The organism is Bacillus kexueae (assembly GCF_022809095.1).
Taxonomy (GTDB): domain Bacteria; phylum Bacillota; class Bacilli; order Bacillales; family Aeribacillaceae; genus Bacillus_BZ; species Bacillus_BZ kexueae.
This window is the reverse complement of the sequence record NZ_JALAZE010000001.1, coordinates 361,249-378,741: the sequence shown is the minus strand read 5'-3', so window position 1 is coordinate 378,741 and position 17,493 is coordinate 361,249. Positions and strand designations below refer to the sequence as shown.

Below are 17,493 nucleotides of genomic sequence, written 5' to 3'. Positions count from 1 at the left end.
CCGCTACGAAACGGTTTGCTGTAGAAAAATAATGATGATACCTAATGCCCACACATAAATAGCGAAAAGCTTTAAGCTATAACGTTTCACGAATTGAATCATCCACTTTACGGCTAAATAACCGAAAATCGCAGAGGAGACCGTCGCGAAGAAAAGAGAATGAAGGGAGATTTGGCTCGCATGCCCTTCCAATAAATCAGCCGTTTGGAGCGAGACGGCGCCGAAAATGACGGGGATGGACAGCAAAAACGAAAAGTATGCCGCGGCTTCTTTTTCCACACGGCAAAATAATGCTCCAGCTATTGTCAAACCGGAACGTGAGATGGCTGGGAAAATAGCGAGCGCTTGAAAGCAACCAATTACAAAGGAATCTTTCACCGTAATGTCCGCTAATCTTTTCGCACCATTTTTCATGTTATCTGCCCACCATAACATCGCTCCAGTCACTAAAAACTCCCAACCGATGGTGACTCCTGATTTTGAAATCGAATCAAAAAAGTCCGCAAACAAAAGGCCGACGATAATAGCTGGGATGGAACCGACAAAAAGAAGTAGCGTAAGCTTTGAAAACGGGCGTCGAAGTAATGAAAATAAAATGTCTTTGTAAAAAACGAGCAACGCAATAAGCGTCCCCATATGTAACATCGTATCAAGAAATAATCCTGCATCCTTGAGCCCTAACAATACTCTTCCTAAATATAAATGTCCAGTACTACTAATCGGTAAAAACTCCGTTAACCCTTGAATAAATCCAAGAATGATGGCTTCGAGCAAATCCATGTTGTCGTCACCTCTTTAGCAAAAATTAGACAAGGTATAACTAACGTATGAAAGATGAGTGGAATTAGAACAGCGACTTGTACATATGTTGTACAAACAAGAGGAATGAGGAGAATTAGATGGAAGCGATAATCGATTGGCTGATCAATGAGATGAAAGACCTTTCGTATATGGGCATCATTTTAGCTTTGACGATTGAAATTGTCCCAGGTGAGCTTGTGTTACCTTTAGTGGGGTATTGGGTATATACAGGAGAGATGTCCTTCTTTTGGGCGGTTGTTGCAGGGGTTATCGGTGGGACGACAGGTCCTCTTACGTTGTATGCACTCGGTTATTATGCCGGACGACCATTTTTAGAGAAGTATGGAAAGTGGATGTTCATCTCCCCAAAAACGCTCGCAAAATCCGATCAATTTTTCGAAAAGCATGGAGCGTTCGTTGCATTTTCGGGGCGTTTTCTACCAGGTGTGCGCAGTGCGATTTCCCTTCCTTGTGGGATGGGGAAAATGTCGATTTTCACATTCACTCTCTTTACGTTTGTGGCCATGATTCCCATCACCGTTTTATATATTTATTTAGGTTATACATTCGGAGGAAATATAAAAGAGATCGAACACTATTTAAATCAATGGTTTTGGCCGACGCTATTTTTTCTATTATTACTCTACATGGTATGGAATAAATGGCAGAAACGAAAGATTTCCATCATATCTTGGGGGGAATTTACAAAAAAATAATGGAAAAACTTTCATTTCTTCATTGACGAAACTTCAAATCTTAAATATAATAAAAGTAACATAATATATCGGCTTTCGGTAAAAGGGGAGTAGCGTTCAGAGTTTATCGCTCTGAAAACAAAGTCGTCATTTCATGGAGATTTCTCCATCGGCTTTGTTGGCATACATATGTCTAGCAAGACCTTTGCCCATCAGAGGCAGAGGTCTTTTTGTTTGTTCTTCTGTCCAGTTGGGTAAAAAAAGCCAATAAGATAGAAGGAGGATATTAAATGGACATTGCATTACTGTTAGAATACGGTTGGGTATTGCTTGTCTTAGTAGCATTAGAAGGAATTTTAGCAGCGGATAACGCACTCGTCATGGCGGTAATGGTCAAACATTTACCGGAAGAAAAAAGAAAAAAAGCTCTCTTTTACGGATTGGCAGGGGCGTTTATCTTCCGACTCGGATCGTTATTCATCATCTCGTTACTCGTTAATGTATGGCAAGTACAAGCAATTGGAGCTGCCTACTTAATCTTTATTTCTATTAATCATCTAATTAAACATCGACTCAAGAAAAATGAGAAGCTAAAAGAAGTGAATAAGCCTAAAAAAGAAAGTGGCTTTTGGATGACTGTATTAAAGGTAGAATTAGCAGATATCGCGTTTGCGATTGACTCCATTCTTGCAGCTGTTGCCCTTGCGGTGACATTACCTGAAACGTCATTGCCTCAGATTGGAAGCATGGACGGCGGACAATTTATCGTCATCTTTTTAGGTGGATTCATCGGTGTTATCATGATGCGATTTGCTGCTACTGCATTCGTCAAGTTGTTAAAAAAGCGACCAAATCTCGAAACGACAGCTTTCTTAATCGTCGGTTGGGTCGGGGTCAAACTCGCTATGCATACCTTTGCTCACCCGGATATCGCTCTAATCTCCAGCCACTTTATCCACTCGGCTGTATGGAAAATGATTTTCTGGGGTGTATTATTAACGATTGCTGTTGTCGGCTGGATTACTTCAAAAGAAAAGCAATCAAAAGAAGAAATCAACGTCTATCGGAAAGCAGAATAACGGGAAACCCGCAAAAACGCGGGTTTCTTTTTTTGGTGTCACAGAAAGTTTAAGTTCAGTAAAGTGTTAAAGTATTCTCTTTACCGTTTTTTTGGTGTCTAGCTCCAAGTGCCATCAGCTCGGGTCGCTTCGGCCATGCTGTAGTCTCCTCGCAGGTCCTCCAGCGCCCTTCGCCTAAGGACTTGCGCTTTGCGCTTTTATTATTGGCTGTTTCCTCTTTCAGAAGTGATGCAAAGTTCGGCTACGATAATTTTTGTAAAGGAAATGTAAAATAAGAGGATTTATCCCCCAATAAATTTGCGTATCCATCGAATGGTTTAAGTGAACTGGCCAGTTCAAAGGACGAAAAGATTCCAAAACCGCTAATTTTGTATTGGTTTCGTAATATTTTTGGATATTCACTTCACTTTTTCCAAAAGTTTCTTTGCTAGATTGCGAGAAATTCGCTATTATAATCGAAGTAGGCTAGGGAGAAGTCGAGGTGAAACCACTTGTTAAGCCTTTTCTTTAAAATAAAAAAAGAGACAACATTAGAAGATCTCGTTTTTGAGATGCAAAAAGGGAATGTAGAACTTCGAAATGAAACGATAGAAAAATATAAACCTTTTATCGCCAAAACGGTATCTTCTGTTTGTAAACGATTTATTGATGAACGTGATGATGAATTCAGTGTCGGGCTTATCGCTTTTAACGAAGCCATCGATAAATATTCAGCCGATAAAGGCAGCTCATTATTGGCGTTTGCCGAATTAATTATAAAGAGAAAAGTCATTGATTATATTCGAAAAGAAGCACGCATGAGTCGAACGTTGCAATGGGACCCGGTAACGGACGAGGAAGAAGAGGGGCCACAAAGCAAAATTGAAGCGGATTTATCCATTGAGGAACATCAGAAGCTACTTGAACAAGAGCATCGAAAAGAAGAAATATTGTATTATCGCCAAGTCTTAAGTGATTTCGGGTTGTCATTTGATGAATTAATTGAACAATCCCCTAAACATATGGATGCGCGGCAAAATGCGATGAAAGTAGCGAAAACGTTAATCGAAGATAAAACATTAAAAGAGGTCTTTTTTCAAAAAAAGCGATTACCTATAAAACAGCTTGAAAAAAGGGTTGAGGTAAGTCGAAAAACGATTGAGCGAAATCGAAAATATATTATGGCCATGGCTATTATTTTAAGCGGTGATTACGTCTATTTACGAGATTACATTAAAGGGGTGCTTCAATCGTGAAAAAAGGGGTCGTCATAGAGGTCAATGAACGGTACGTTACTTTATTAACCCCGGACGGCCAGTTTTTGAAAACTGAAAATGTCGGGGGTACCTACGAATTAGGGGAAGAGATGGCTTTTTTTCCTTCTGCAGAAATGTCGCGAGTAGAGCGGAAGTCTAACCGAGCTTTTTGGAAAACATGGAAGATGAGAGCGAGCGTTGCCATAGCTTTTGTTCTCTTATTGTTCTTTACCGTACCAAACTTTTATCAACAAGATGTTTATGCGTATATGACCATTGATATTAATCCGAGCTTTGAGCTTGAACTAGATGAAGAATTGCATGTGCTAAAGATTGAACCGTTAAATGACGAAGCACATTCGGTCTTGTTACGAATTGAAAATTGGAAAGATCAACCGATTAAAGAAGTAACCAATCAAATTATTGCTGAAACCGAAGCGGCTGGTTATCTTCAAAACGAACAAGAAATCTTCATTTCTACGGTTGTGGCCGACGTAGAAGATGCGACCGAAGAAGCCATTGAAGAAGAATTAGAAGAAATGAAAGAAGAACTTACCGAAAAAGATATAGTCGTCACGACGGTTCAATCAGACATCGAAACACGAAAAAAAGCAAAAGAAGAGGGCGTATCCACTGGTCACTACTTACGCGAGAAAATGGAAAAAGATGCAGCAAAACAGACTGAAACACCTTCCGTTGAACAAAAACAAAAAGTCGATCAACAGTCTTCAAACGACAAGGAAACGACGGAAAACATGAAAAACGACACAGCACCGAATGACAAAAAAGTAGAAGCCGAACAAAAACAAGTTGAAAAACAACAACAAAAAGAAGAGAAAAAAGAACAAAAAGAAGCCAAAAAAATAGAAAAAGAAGAACAGAAGCAAGCGAAAAAAGAAGAAAAAGAACTGGAAAAGCAACTGAAAGAAGAGCAGAAAGAACGACAAAAACAAATAAAAGAACAACTGAAAGAAGAAAAGAAGCGATTACAAGAAGAATGGAAGGAAACAAAGAAAGAATTAAAAGAAACGTTCGAGCATCTTGAAAACAAAAATCAGCTTGAACAGCTAGAAAAAGAGTGGGAACGAGTAAAGGGCCATTCCTATGAGGATTTATACCAATTCATTTCTAATTATTCTTTTGATTAAGGGTTACAAAAAGAGCGCAATATTGCGTTCTTTTTTTATTGTTACAGAAAGTTTAAGTTCAATAAAGTGTTAAAGTATTCTCTTTACCTTTTTTTTGGTGTCTAGGGCAAAGCGCCATCAGCTCGGGTTGCTTCGGCCCTGCTGTAGTCTCCTCGCAGGTCCTCCAGCGCCCTTCGCCTAAGGACTTGCGCTTTGCGCTTTTCTTCATCTTAGCCGTCTCTCGTCCGCCTTTTTGTTCTCATATGAAAAAGGTGTCCTATACAGACACCTTTTCGTTCGTTATGACTGTGGATTTTGATTTAGTTGGGCCTGAGCTTGTGCGACGAGGCGTTTCGTCATTTCACCGCCGACTGATCCGTTTGCACGAGAAACGGTGTCAGAGCTTAAATGAACGCCAAATTCTTGAGCGATTTCCGCTTTAAATTGATCTAACGCTTGCTCAATCCCAGGAACTAATAATTGATTACGTGAAGCCATCTCTGTCAACTCCCTTTCTAAGCTTTTAGTCCATTTATATGAAAGATTTCAACGGGACATCTTGATAGTAAATATATTGTTCCGATGTATTCATAGTATGAGTCGACGAGATGTTTCCATCCATGTAATATATGGCACTTATTTAATAATGGTATTCGCATACGTTAACGTTCTTAGCTGCAAATGAAACGATAAAACAGACATAACGGTCACGACTAAAATATGTGAAATGACTTTACGGTCTGTTTCTTTAATGGGCAAAGCGTGTTCGGTCACACGTTTCACTTCTTCTTCAATCATGTGTTCAAGTGAAGAAGCTTTGGATATATGTATCGAACCGAATCCAATGTTTTCAAGCGTCTTCGCATACAGTTGAAAGAATTGGAGTGGGCTAATGAGATCATCGCTACGATCGGATAATGTATTAAACACTTTCGTTAACATTTGACGAATTGTTTCAAAGTCGAATACAGCTTTTAAGTCCTTTACAATAAACAATAGAGCCGTTTGCTCAATCGAATATTTCTTCCCAAACTCCGGTGACCCAATTAACTCCTTAATGTCACGTTTAATCCAGTTTTGAATGGAAGTAGATTTCAACGACGTCAGCTCACAAATCGTTGACAACGTGACAATTTCATTGGTGGATAATCCAAAGTCTTTCTTTCCTTTTCTTTTTTCAAATTTATATAAAAAGTCCGGGATGTCGTCCTCCATTTCCGGAGAAATGTTTGATTGAATAACGGCAATAGGCGACAAATCTTCATCGTTTTTTAAAGCATGTAAAAGTTGTGACATCGCCGTTCGTTTTAACAAAATCTTTCCCATAAAACACCTCAAACAGAACGTTCTTTTCCATATTATAATACAAGTTCAAATGAACTTGAAACGAAATTTGCGTTTTATTCTTTCTTTGGATAGCCAAAAACCTTTGCGTACACAATATGGATAGGAGGTGTTACTCTTGAAAGGTAAACGACTTTATAACGAACCGTCGGACTCTCCTTCATTTGTTTTGAAAACATCTTTAGATCCAAAATCACCCCTTGAAGAAAATCCGTACGTGAAGGCGAATGAAGAGGAAGCGAAAAAAGAAGAATTACAGGAGTTTTTCGATGATGGGAGTGTTTAAAGAAGCACTCCCTCTTTTAACTGTTGAAAAAAACATCTTTAAAATTACTAGATTTTTCTTTATAGTTAATAACGAGTATTACAACAAGGGACTAAGGATTGAAAAACATGATTGTAGAAGTTAAAAAACGACTGTATTCTTTATCACCAGCAAAATTAATCGTCACGTTTTATTTTTTAGCAGTTACTGTATCCTTTCTTTTACTCAGCTTACCATTTGCTAGGAAACCAGGAGTTGAATGGACATTTATTGATGCTTTGTTTACAGCAGTCAGCGCTGTTAGTGTGACCGGGTTAACCGTTGTCAACACAGCTGACACATTTAGCCTTCCAGGCGTTTTCATATTAGCCTTTGTCTTGCAATTTGGCGGGATTGGCATTATGACACTCGGGACATTTATTTGGATTTTATTTGGGAAAAAAATCGGCTTGCAAGAGCGTCGTTTAATTATGATGGATCAAAACCAATCAAAATTATCAGGCGTTGTGAATTTGTTAAAGCAGATTTTAGTGTTAGTATTAACGATTGAAATATTTGGAGCCATTATATTAGGTACATATTTTATGCAATATTTCCCAACGTGGCAGGAAGCGTATTTACACGGTTTTTTCGCGTCAGTGAGTGCAACGACGAACGGAGGGTTTGATATCACTGGTTCGTCGCTTGTTCCATTTGCGAATGATTATTTTGTTCAAATGGTAAATATTATTTTAATTACGCTCGGAGCGATTGGTTTTCCGGTTTTAATTGAAGTGAAAAACTACATTCGATCGAAGCAGATACAGGAGCGATACCGTTTTTCGTTATATACAAAGTTAACGACGGTTACGTTTTTTGGCTTAATGGTGTTTGGAACAGTCGGGATTATCGTATTGGAGTTTAATAAGTTTTTTGCCGATAAAGCATGGCATGAATCGTTTTTCTATGCATTATTCCAAGCAGCGACAACGAGAAGTGCGGGACTTTCCACGATGGATGTGAGCTTGTTTAGTCAAACAACACAGCTCCTCCTTTGCTTTTTAATGTTTATTGGTGCATCGCCGAGTTCAGTCGGGGGAGGAATACGGACGACGACGTTTGCAATCGTCTTACTGACCATGTTCCACTTTGCAAGGGGATCACGAACGGTCAAAGTGTTCCGCCGCGAGTTACATGAAGAAGACATGCGAAAAGCGCTCGTTGTTACATTAGTTGCGTTTATGATATGGTTCACGGCGGTCGTCTTTTTAACCATTACTGAATCGCATGACCTTATTGAAATTATGTTTGAAGTAAGCTCCGCATTCGGAACGGTAGGGTTATCGATGGGGATTACGCCAGATTTATCAACGGTCGGAAAAATCGTCATAATGATTTTAATGTTTATTGGGCGCGTTGGGATTTTGTCATTCTTATACTTACTCGGACGTCGAGAAGTAGAAGCAAATTATCATTATCCAAAAGAGCGCGTCATTATCGGTTAATATTGTTGAGCAGATGCATGTCTGCTCTTTTTTAACTAATTTCAATGGAAAATTATGTTATAATTTGTGAGAGAAAGGACATACATATCAGTTGTGCAAGAGGGGAGAGGTGCGACCGTGAAAATGAAAAACTTGTTGGTTTTTTTAACTGTAGTTTTGGTCTTGGTAGGTTGTTCGGAAAAAGTGAAGCCAGAAGACCGGTTTTCTGAATATGTAGAAAAGTGGAATGACCAGTCGTTTGCTGAGCTTTACGAATATTTGTCGACGGAAACGAAAAAAGACGTATCGAAAGAAGCGTTTGTGAATCGGTACGAATCGATTTATGGAGACATAAAGGTGGAAAACTTAAACGTATCGATTCCGACTCTTGATGAAGAAGTTAAACCGAATGAAGACGGAATTGTACTTCTTCCATTCGAAGTGTCCATGGATACGATTGCAGGGCCGATTACCTTCTCAAGTGAAGTACAATTAGTAGAAGAACGTGAAGAAGAAACAAATTGGTTTGTCAATTGGACACCACAAATGATTTTCCCTCAATTAGAAGAAGGAGATGAAATAGCGTTGCAGCCCATCTTACCCGAGCGAGGCTCAATCTATGCTCGAAACAATGAGCCGCTTGCTGTAAATGGGATGGTACTGGAAGTCGGGCTGAACCCGGGGAAATTAAAGGAGAATCGAGCTGAGCAAATCGAAAAACTAGCAGAACTTTTATCGATTTCAACGGAGAAGATTGAACAAAAATTAGCTCAGCCTTGGGTCACGGATGATACGAATGTTCCCATTACGACATTAAATCCAGATCATCTACCGACGGAACAGTTCATGGAAGACCTTCAGGCAATACAAGCCGCTCAGTGGCGTCAAGTACCAGGAAGACTGTACCCGCAAAATGAAACGACGGCACACCTAGTTGGTTATTTACGTGCGATTACCGCAGACGACTTAGAGAAACTAGCTGAAAAGGGATATAGTCAAAGTGAGAAAATTGGAGCAGTAGGGCTGGAATCGGTTTTTGAAGAAGAGTTACACGGTCAAACTGGCTGGAAACTGGTCGTGAAAGGAACGGATAAAGTCATCGCTGAAAAAGAACCGGTTAACGGAAATGATATTCATCTAACGGTTGACGTAACGGTACAACAACAATTAGCTAATCAATTAGCTTCAACAGTTGGAACAGCTGTCGCGTTTGACCCACAAACCGGTGAAACGTTGGCACTTGTTAGTTCGCCTACTTACGACCCGAATCGCATCGATACTGGGATTTCAACAGACGAGCGAAATGCCCGTTTCAACAAAGCCTATTCACCAGGGTCAACGATAAAGCCGATTATCGCAGCTATCGGCTTACAAGAAGGGGCGATGAAAGCGGATGAAGCCTTCACCATTGAAGGAGAAAAGTGGCGTCACGTAACGCGGCATTCTACAGCGGTTTCCAAAGTCTCGTTGAAGGAGGCACTTATTTACTCAGATAATATTTATTTTGCACAAGTGGCTGAAAAGATAGGTGCAGAAGCGTTAACCGAAGGACTAAAAGCGTTTGGGTTTGAGGAAGAAATGGGGGAAATCTTTACGTTTCCGACAACCAATTCTTCAATTAGCAATAACGGCATTCAATCTGATGCACTGCTTCTAGATACAGGGTACGGACAAGGTGAGTTATTGATTAGTCCTATTCAACTTGCCATCATGTATACAGCATTCGCAAACGACGGCTCAATCATCAAACCTGTTTTACGACAAGATGAAGAAATATCAGCCACTTGGAAAGATGGTGTCGTTACATCAGAACAAGTAGACATGATCGAAACGAACTTAATGGCTGTTGTCAACGATCCAAACGGAACCGCATATGATCCTTCCCTCTCCATTTCTATTGCCGGGAAAACAGGAACGGCCGAACTAAAACAAAACTTAAACGAATCCGGTCAAGAAAATGGTTGGTTTGTCGGCTACAATCGTGATAATCCAAGCATTGTCGTCGCCATGATGATCGAAGGAATCGAACAAAAGGGAATGACAAGTAAAGATGTAGCAACGAAAGTCAATGACGTGATTGAACAATATGTGAGAAAGTAAAAGAAGCCGACTTCCCGGCTTCTCAAATGGGCTGACAAGGTAAACCTCTGTCAGCTCTTTTTAATCAGCATGCTTTCCAACATCAAAGTTTGGGTGCATGAAGTGACCGTTTGTTTGTAGTGTTTCCTTTTCCACTAACTGACGATTTTCTGGTGTGTTCCACCCAATATCATTAGTCGGATGAACCCATTCGTCCCCTGACATAATGGCAGGGTCAATCTCATCACTCCAATGATTTAGTGGAGACTGCTCGGAATCGTAATCACTGTCCCCAATCATAACCCCATATTGATTTATAAACGGCTCCTCTAACTCCTTACCAGACGCCTCCCAATTTGGTGCATTCATTTGGTGTGGCAACGTATATGGAAAAGACGTACCTTTTTTCATCATTGATCACCTCATAATTAGTATGGACGACTTCTGTTTTACTTATCTTTTCCATGATTATGAAGGATTGGATTGATAAACATTAAAAGATGAAAGGAGGCGTTACACAATGAAGCGAAAAGTTGCACATGAACAAGCGAGAAAAAATAACATGACACCAAAAGAAAGCCTTCCTGACACGGAGTTTTCCGCAACATTTGATGCTGAAAACCCGATGAAGGGTGCCAATCGAAATTCAAAAAAAGGAAGAAAAGGGAGAGCCTAACGTGACCAAAAAAACAAACCACAGTAAAGATATCCAAAACCATAAAAAACCGACACACCAAAACCTATTAAATGAAGAATTCGGAACCGAACTAGGTGATTACAACGCCCATAAAATGATTGAAATCCTCCAAAAACAACAAAAAGATGACAAATGTTAAAAATTCATGAATAAAAAAACAAAATGGAAGAAAAATAGTAATGCATGATATAAAACCTTCACATCCACGGTCAAAACATCATATCATGCATTACCTTCATCGATGTGCCTGCTACAAATATGTAGTGGGCATTTATTTTTTACATAATGGAATGCAGCACGCTCAATAAGGGGCTGAATTTTTACATGGAGGAAGTGGATCCGCGCATAGAGTAGCCGTATCCGCGCAAAGGGAGTTGGTTTCCGCGCATAGAGATCGAGCTCACGCGCATAAGGAGTTGGTTTCCGCGTATAGAGATCCAGCCCGCGCGCATAGAGATCTAGCCCGCGCGCATAGAGTAGCGGTATCCGCGCATAGAGGTTCAGTTCGCGCGCTTAGAGTAGCCAGAGCCGCGCATAGAGGTTCAGCCCGCGCGCATAGGGAGTGCGTCTCCGCGCATAGAGGTTCAGCTCGCGCGCAAAGGGAGCCGTACTCCGCGCATAGAGGTTCAGTTCGCGCGCATGGGGAGTGCGTCTCCGCGCATAGAGGTTCAGCTCGCGCGCATAGAGTAGCCAGAGCCGCGCATAGAGATCCAGTTCACGCGCAAAGGGAGTTGGTTTCCGCGCATAGAGGTTCAGCTCGCGCGCAAAGGGAGTTGGTTTTCGCGCATAGAGGTTCAGCTCGCGCGCATAGGGAGTTGGTTTCCGCGCATAGAGAGTCCGTCCGCGCGCATAGGGAGTTGGTTTCCGCGCATAGAGAGTCCGTCCGCGCGCATAGGGAGTTGGTTTCCGCGCATAGAGGTCAGCCCGCGCGCATAGAGTAGCCGGAGCCGCGCATAGAGGTTCAGCTCGCGCGCATAGGGAGTGCGTCTCCGCGCAAAGAGAGCCGTCCTCCGCGCATAGAGGTCAGCCCGCGCGCAAAGGTAGTGCGTCTCCGCGCATAGAGGTCAGTCCGCGCGCATAGAATAGCCGTATCCGCGCATAGAGGTTGAGCCCACGCGCATAGAGTAGTCGGAGCCGCGCATAGAGGATCAGTACACGCGCAAAGGGAGCTAACCCCCGCGCATAGAAGAACCATCCTCGCCCATAGAGTGTCTGCCTCCGCATCATACATCATAGAAAAGTCAAACCCACGCATAGTCGGAACCACACCCCTGTATACAGCAAATTCTCCATCCCGTAGTTCCCGTCTAATCACTACCAGCACAAAAAAAGAGCACCCTTTTAATAGGATGCCCCTTCGAGTTACGCGCCCAATTGATCTTCGATTGTAGACCATTTTGCGGTAAAAATGGTCGGTTCGTTCGTTGATGGGTTATAGTACGCGAGTAAAATGGATGGCTCTTGGGTAAATGATCCGGTTTCTTGATAGGCTGCTAAATCGAACGGGATCATTTCGAGCACGGTATGTTTATATAATTCTTTTTCGTTCAATGGATTGGCTTCGTAAGTTGAGCCGAGAATGCTTGGCTGTTTTAAAATAGTTTGGTAAATGGCACTTTGTTCTTTTTTCGTGCGTTTTTCATCCCACCACGGTTTTCGTGGTTTATGTTTATGATTTTTTAAGTAATCATATTTCATAAATCCTTCGATGAGCGGTAATTTATCTGGTTGGGCCGCTTGTAAGAAGGTGTATAATCTTCTGAATAAGTCTTCTAATTGATGGCCGATTCGCGCCCAGCCTTGTTCCTCCCAATACGTACCGAAGTCTTGGAAGAAGTCAAATGGTGTGTTGAATACGTGCTGCACTAAAAATTCAACGGTTTCGTCCATTCGATGGTCGTTCCAATACTTTTCTAATACATCTTCTACTTGTTTAATTCGGACGATGTCGTCAAACGACAAGACATTGTTTCCGAGAATTTCGTATGGCGCGTGGTCCATGTAAACATATCCGTAGTGCTCTGCTCCGATTCGTAAGCCTGTACCTCGTAACATTTTTAAGAAGCCAAGCTGTAATTCTTCTGGGCGAAGAGCGAATACGTCGTTAAATGTCTTTTTGAATGTATCGTAATCTTCTTCAGGTAGTCCTGCGATTAAGTCAAGATGCTGATCGATTTTCTTTCCTTCTTTCACCATCGTGACGGTGCGCGTTAATTTTTTGAAGTTTTGCTTACGTTTTACGAGTTCATTCGTTAAATCATTAGTCGATTGGACCCCAATTTCAAAGCGGAATAATCCTTCAGGGGCGTTTTCATTTAAGAACTCGATGACTTCTGGGCGCATGATGTCAGCGGTAATTTCAAATTGAAAGACTGTTCCCGGTAAATGTTCATCGATTAAAAATTGAAACATGTCCATCGCATAGCTGCGACTAATGTTGAAGGTGCGGTCCACGAATTTGATTGTTTTGGCACCATTCTTCATTAGGAAGCGAATATCTTCTTTCACTTTTTCACGGTCGAAGTAACGGACGCCCACTTCAATAGAAGATAGGCAAAACTGGCAGCTAAATGGACAACCGCGGCTTGTTTCAATATAAACGACACGCTTTGATAAATGCGGAAGGTCCTCCTCAAATCGGAAAGGAGACGGCATTTCGCGTAAATCGATTTTGTTCCGCTGCGGATTGATAAAAATTTCGCCATTCTTACGGAAAGCAAGCCCGCTTACGTCTGATACATCTTCATTTGCGTGAAGCTTTTGCAACAGTTGTTTAAACGTTTCTTCTCCTTCACCAATGACGATGTAATCGACTTCTGGCAATGTTTCCATCCAGTCTTTCGTATCATACGTAACTTCTGGCCCCCCTAACATAATGGTTAAGGAAGGGTTGATTTTCTTTAACATTTTTACGACTTTGATTGTTTCTTCAATATTCCATATATAACAGCTAAAGCCGATAATATCTGGATTTTTTCTGTATAGGTCCGTCGCGATGTTCATAACGGGATCTTTAATTGTATATTCAGCCATCTCGACATGAAAATCCGGTTCAGCATAAGCTTTTAAATAGCGAATGGCTAAATTCGTATGAATGTATTTTGCATTTAATGAGCTGACGACAATGTTCATTTGTCAACACCTTTACTTTCTAGTTTTTTAACTTATTCATTCTATCATATTTTCGCCAAAAAAGAAGAGAGGGAATACGTGTTTTGCGAAAAGAATCCCCTCTTCAGGAACGATATGTTAAATCTTACAAAAGTAAAAAAAAGAGGCCGAAGCCTCAAATGGTATGCAATTTAGGATACTCGCTTTCGAACGCGATTCGCTGGAGCGATTGCTTGAATTTCAATCAAGGGTTTGGCAAATCTGTATACCCAATTACTCGAAAGAACGAGTGTAATGGCGAATGCGATGATAGCGGTAAAGAATAGGTTATGGGCAAACAGAGATACATGCTCCAAGTCGCTCGCTCGAAATGCTTGAATGATAAAGCCGTGTAACAGGTAGACGTAAAAGGTACGGGCTCCCCATTCGGTAAAAAAGAATCGTCTTGTTGGCACTAGTGCTAAAAATGCAAACGTCGTGACGAGTGTCAGGCCATAAAAGCCAAGTCTCGTAAATGCGGAGGAAATCGTCACCTCGCCGAAATACGCATACGGCTTGGAACCAAATAACCATTCATATTCAAACGACACGTTGAAATAAAGAAACAAAATGAAAAGTAACGTCACGATGCTTAAAAAACGAACGCGCATGGATTGTAGCGCTAAAAAGTGTTCACGCTTCAATGAATACCCGATTAAAAATAACGGGAAAAAGACGAAGGTACGCGATAAGCTCATGTAATGATTAATTTCTTCTACAAATCCAATTGCCAAAGCGAGCATAAAGGCAATGGAAATGGCGACTCCCTTTGGCCATTTTGAAAATGGATATAAGAGAAGATTCCAACAAAATAAGCTAAGTAAAAACCAAAGCGACCAGTGGGGATTAAGCGGGTCCACCACATGAAGTACATGTTCATTTTTGACCAACATGTAATAGACAGAGTAAATGCCATGGAAAATTAAATACGGGACAATTAGCTTTGTCGCTACTTTTTTTACATAGCCCTTCTTTTGAAAGCCCTTTGAAAAATAGCCGGCAATCAAAATAAATGCTGGCATATGGAATGTGTAAATAAATTTATAGATAGCTAGCATTACCTCATCTTGTTCGATAAACGATCGAATCATATGCCCGAACACAACAAGGGCGATTAGGAGAAATTTAGCGTTATCGAAATAACTCTCACGTTGCATAAGAAAAACCTCACATTCTTTCATTAGTTGTCGTTTCAATACCCGCCTGAAAAAGATTTTAAAATACATTGCGCGAAAAGGAACGAAACTTCAATATTTGTTACCAAAATGTAAGGGTTTTGCAAAGAAATCATCCAAAAGATTTACGAATGAAATGATAGAATAAGGAGGACTCTGTCAGTTCGTGTAGAAATGTAATGAAGGTGAGTTTCTCACGAGGGGGTGGAATAGTTGAAAGAAACGTTAAATACCGATGAAGTTACCAATACCGATTTAATAGAAGAAAATGAACGGTTAAAAACCGATTTGAATAAATATCAAGTCATTTTTGAACAAGCTTTAGATGCGATTTGTGTGTTTGATCAACATTTAAATTTCATCGATGTGAATCAAGCGGCATGCGATATGTTTCATCTGCCAAAGGAAGAATTAACGAAGCGAAATTTACACGATTTCCTTCAACTGATGCCAAAAGAACAAATTGAGGACCAAGTGAACCGATTTTATAAGAAAGGTTTACATCAAGATGAACTAATCATTCACCTTGACGATGGAGTCGTAAAGTTTGTCGAATATTCCGCGAAATATAAGGCGTTTGGAAACTATGATTTATCCATTTTTCGTGATGTTTCAACAAGAAAAGTGTTAGAGCGGGAGCGTACGATTAACGAGCAATTGTTCCAAGATTTGTTTAATCGTGCGGTGGACGGAATCGTCATCTTTGACCATCACGGATATTTTATCGATGCCAATTACTCGTTCTGTGCCAGCTTTGAATTGGAAAAAAGTGAATTAAAGGATTACCGTTTAGAAGATTTTGTTGAGGACAAAGGGAAAGTTGAAGAAATGAAGCGTACGTTGCTTCGCGATGGAAAAGTAACCGGTGAAATGCCTGTTATTTTAAAGAGTGGCGAAAAGAAAATATTCGAATTTACGACGACGGCCAATATTTTGAGTGGGTTTTATATGTCCATCCTTCGTGATATTACGGAAAAGCGATTCATGGAACAGCAGTTAAAAGAAAGTGAAGAGCGGTTTCGGGAAGTGTTTGAAAGTGCGTTAGACGCTATCTTGTTATGGGATGAAACAGGGAAAATCGTTCGTGCCAATTCATGGGCTTGCCGAATCTTCGAACTTCCCCTTCACGAGCTTTTGAATAGTCACGTCTGTGACTTTGTTGATAAATCCGATGAAAAGTTCCGGGAAATTAAAAGGCGTTATTTGAAAACAGGAGAAATTCGAGAAGAACTATTATTCCATATGCCGAATGGTCAGCGAAAGCAGCTAGAGTTTACATCGAAACGAGAAGGACAAGACGGGTATCATATGACGATTCTCCGAAATGTGAGCGATCGGATGCGTATGGAAAAGGAGCTTCGTGAAAGCGAGCAAAAGTTCCGAAAAGTGTTCGATGGGACGATGGACGGCATTGTGTTATTTGATGAAAAACTAAAAATTCTTGATGCCAATCCTGTAGCAAGCAATATTTTTCATATTCCGCTAAACCATTTAAAGCATTTACAATTAAATCATTTATTTGAATCGGAAAGTGTTCGAACGCTTTTAGCAAAGCGTCGAAGTTTTTCAAAAGAAATCGTGTTTAAGCTCCCGAATGGGGAAGAGCGTATCCTTGAATGTTCCTTTAAACGTGATATTATTGAACAGATGAATTTAGCCATCTTCCGTGATGTAACCGAGAAGAAGGAAATGGAGGAAAGGCTTAAGAAGTCTGACACACTAAATGTCGTTGGAGAGCTCGCAGCAGGAATCGCTCATGAAATACGCAATCCGATGACAGCGCTGAAAGGTTTCATACAACTTTTGCAAGGAAGTATGAAAGAAGACCATTCCATGTATTTCAAAGTTATTACATCGGAGCTAAAGCGGATCGAATCGATTATTACGGAGTTTCTCATCTTAGCGAAGCCACAGGCTGTTCATTTCCAGAAAGAGAATGTCGTGACAATCGTTAAAGATACGATTGAATTGTTGAAGGCTCAAGCCATTTTAGTCAATGTACAAATTCATTTAGATTACCGGGAAATACCACCGATATATTGTGAACCGAACCAATTAAAACAAGTTTTTATTAATATATTAAAAAATGCGATTGAAGTAATGCCGAAAGGTGGAAATATTTTTGTGCGCATTGAATCGACGGGTGAAAATCGCGTGAAAATTTCCATCCAAGATGAAGGAACAGGCATCCCAAAAGATAAAATTAAACGATTAGGCGAGCCTTTTTACACGACGAAAGAACGTGGAACTGGATTAGGGCTTATGGTGAGCTATAAAATAATAGAAGAACATAACGGACTCGTGGAAGTAGAAAGTGAAGAAGGTGTCGGAACGACCTTCCATATTTCCTTACCGATCCAACAGCCTGAAATAGAATAGAGGT

The 17,493-nt window shown here is 40.6% G+C and carries 16 protein-coding genes and 1 riboswitch; of the genes, 10 read left to right on the top strand and 6 right to left on the bottom strand.

The annotated features are described in order from the left end of the window. Positions 1 to 3: 3 nt before the first annotated feature. Positions 4 to 780, bottom strand: coding sequence for an undecaprenyl-diphosphate phosphatase (locus ML543_RS02040; protein ID WP_243385478.1), 777 nt, complete (start codon positions 778 to 780; stop codon positions 4 to 6). Between the two features lie 119 nt (positions 781 to 899). On the opposite strand from ML543_RS02040, the gene ML543_RS02035 reads away from it, so the two are divergent. The 4 genes from ML543_RS02035 to ML543_RS02020 all read left to right on the top strand — a co-directional run bounded on the left by ML543_RS02035 (position 900) and on the right by ML543_RS02020 (position 4,958). After that, positions 900 to 1,517 (top strand): DedA family protein, encoded by a 618-nt coding sequence (locus ML543_RS02035; RefSeq protein WP_243385477.1) that lies wholly within the window; start codon positions 900 to 902, stop codon positions 1,515 to 1,517. Between the two features lie 72 nt (positions 1,518 to 1,589). Further along, positions 1,590 to 1,735, top strand: a riboswitch (yybP-ykoY riboswitch). A 51-nt stretch (positions 1,736 to 1,786) separates the two neighbouring features. Continuing rightward, positions 1,787 to 2,575, top strand: a complete 789-nt coding sequence (locus ML543_RS02030; RefSeq protein WP_243385476.1) for a TerC family protein — start codon at positions 1,787 to 1,789, stop codon at positions 2,573 to 2,575. Positions 2,576 to 3,126: 551 nt separating this feature from the next. Continuing rightward, the gene (gene sigI, locus ML543_RS02025; protein WP_243385917.1) at positions 3,127 to 3,810 is read left to right on the top strand and encodes an RNA polymerase sigma factor SigI; all 684 of its coding nucleotides are present in this window, start codon (positions 3,127 to 3,129) and stop codon (positions 3,808 to 3,810) included. Next, positions 3,807 to 4,958: an anti-sigma-I factor RsgI family protein gene (locus ML543_RS02020; protein ID WP_243385475.1), complete on the top strand. Its 1,152-nt coding sequence runs from the start codon at positions 3,807 to 3,809 to the stop codon at positions 4,956 to 4,958. Before sigI ends, ML543_RS02020 begins: the two co-directional genes overlap by 4 nt. A 279-nt stretch (positions 4,959 to 5,237) precedes the next feature. Here ML543_RS02020 and ML543_RS02015 read toward each other — a convergent pair whose 3' ends face one another. Together ML543_RS02015 and ML543_RS02010 are read right to left on the bottom strand one after the other, a co-directional pair. Beyond that, entirely contained in the window at positions 5,238 to 5,435 is a 198-nt protein-coding gene (locus tag ML543_RS02015) for an alpha/beta-type small acid-soluble spore protein (RefSeq protein WP_243385474.1), read from the bottom strand. 138 nt (positions 5,436 to 5,573) lie between these two features. Beyond that, complete coding sequence (locus tag ML543_RS02010; RefSeq protein ID WP_243385473.1) at positions 5,574 to 6,263, bottom strand: DUF1836 domain-containing protein; 690 nt, start codon at positions 6,261 to 6,263, stop codon at positions 5,574 to 5,576. Positions 6,264 to 6,399: 136 nt separating this feature from the next. On the opposite strand from ML543_RS02010, the gene ML543_RS02005 reads away from it, so the two are divergent. The 3 genes from ML543_RS02005 (at position 6,400) to ML543_RS01995 (ending at position 10,109) form a co-directional block, all read left to right on the top strand. Continuing rightward, positions 6,400 to 6,567, top strand: a complete 168-nt coding sequence (locus ML543_RS02005; RefSeq protein ID WP_243385472.1) for a hypothetical protein — start codon at positions 6,400 to 6,402, stop codon at positions 6,565 to 6,567. A gap of 107 nt (positions 6,568 to 6,674) precedes the next feature. Next, entirely contained in the window at positions 6,675 to 8,030 is a 1,356-nt protein-coding gene (locus ML543_RS02000) for a TrkH family potassium uptake protein (protein ID WP_243385471.1), read from the top strand. Positions 8,031 to 8,153: 123 nt separating this feature from the next. Further along, positions 8,154 to 10,109, top strand: coding sequence for a penicillin-binding transpeptidase domain-containing protein (locus ML543_RS01995; RefSeq protein ID WP_243385470.1), 1,956 nt, complete (start codon positions 8,154 to 8,156; stop codon positions 10,107 to 10,109). A gap of 60 nt (positions 10,110 to 10,169) precedes the next feature. Here the strand turns inward: ML543_RS01995 and ML543_RS01990 are convergent, their stop codons facing one another. Continuing rightward, a complete protein-coding gene (locus ML543_RS01990; RefSeq protein ID WP_243385469.1) occupies positions 10,170 to 10,502 on the bottom strand; it encodes a DUF3905 domain-containing protein in 333 nt (110 codons plus the stop codon). 106 nt (positions 10,503 to 10,608) lie between these two features. Here ML543_RS01990 and ML543_RS01985 point away from each other — a divergent pair, with 106 nt between their 5' ends. Together ML543_RS01985 and ML543_RS01980 are read left to right on the top strand one after the other, a co-directional pair. Further along, the gene (locus ML543_RS01985; protein ID WP_243385468.1) at positions 10,609 to 10,764 is read left to right on the top strand and encodes a hypothetical protein; all 156 of its coding nucleotides are present in this window, start codon (positions 10,609 to 10,611) and stop codon (positions 10,762 to 10,764) included. A gap of 1 nt (position 10,765) precedes the next feature. Beyond that, complete coding sequence (locus tag ML543_RS01980; RefSeq protein ID WP_243385467.1) at positions 10,766 to 10,924, top strand: hypothetical protein; 159 nt, start codon at positions 10,766 to 10,768, stop codon at positions 10,922 to 10,924. Between the two features lie 1,223 nt (positions 10,925 to 12,147). Here the strand turns inward: ML543_RS01980 and ML543_RS01975 are convergent. Further along, complete coding sequence (locus ML543_RS01975; RefSeq protein WP_243385466.1) at positions 12,148 to 13,917, bottom strand: B12-binding domain-containing radical SAM protein; 1,770 nt, start codon at positions 13,915 to 13,917, stop codon at positions 12,148 to 12,150. A gap of 170 nt (positions 13,918 to 14,087) precedes the next feature. Then, entirely contained in the window at positions 14,088 to 15,092 is a 1,005-nt protein-coding gene (locus tag ML543_RS01970; RefSeq protein WP_243385465.1) for an acyltransferase family protein, read from the bottom strand. Positions 15,093 to 15,323: 231 nt separating this feature from the next. On the opposite strand from ML543_RS01970, the gene ML543_RS01965 reads away from it, so the two are divergent. Beyond that, positions 15,324 to 17,489 (top strand): PAS domain S-box protein, encoded by a 2,166-nt coding sequence (locus ML543_RS01965; RefSeq protein WP_243385464.1) that lies wholly within the window; start codon positions 15,324 to 15,326, stop codon positions 17,487 to 17,489. Positions 17,490 to 17,493 lie beyond the last annotated feature (4 nt).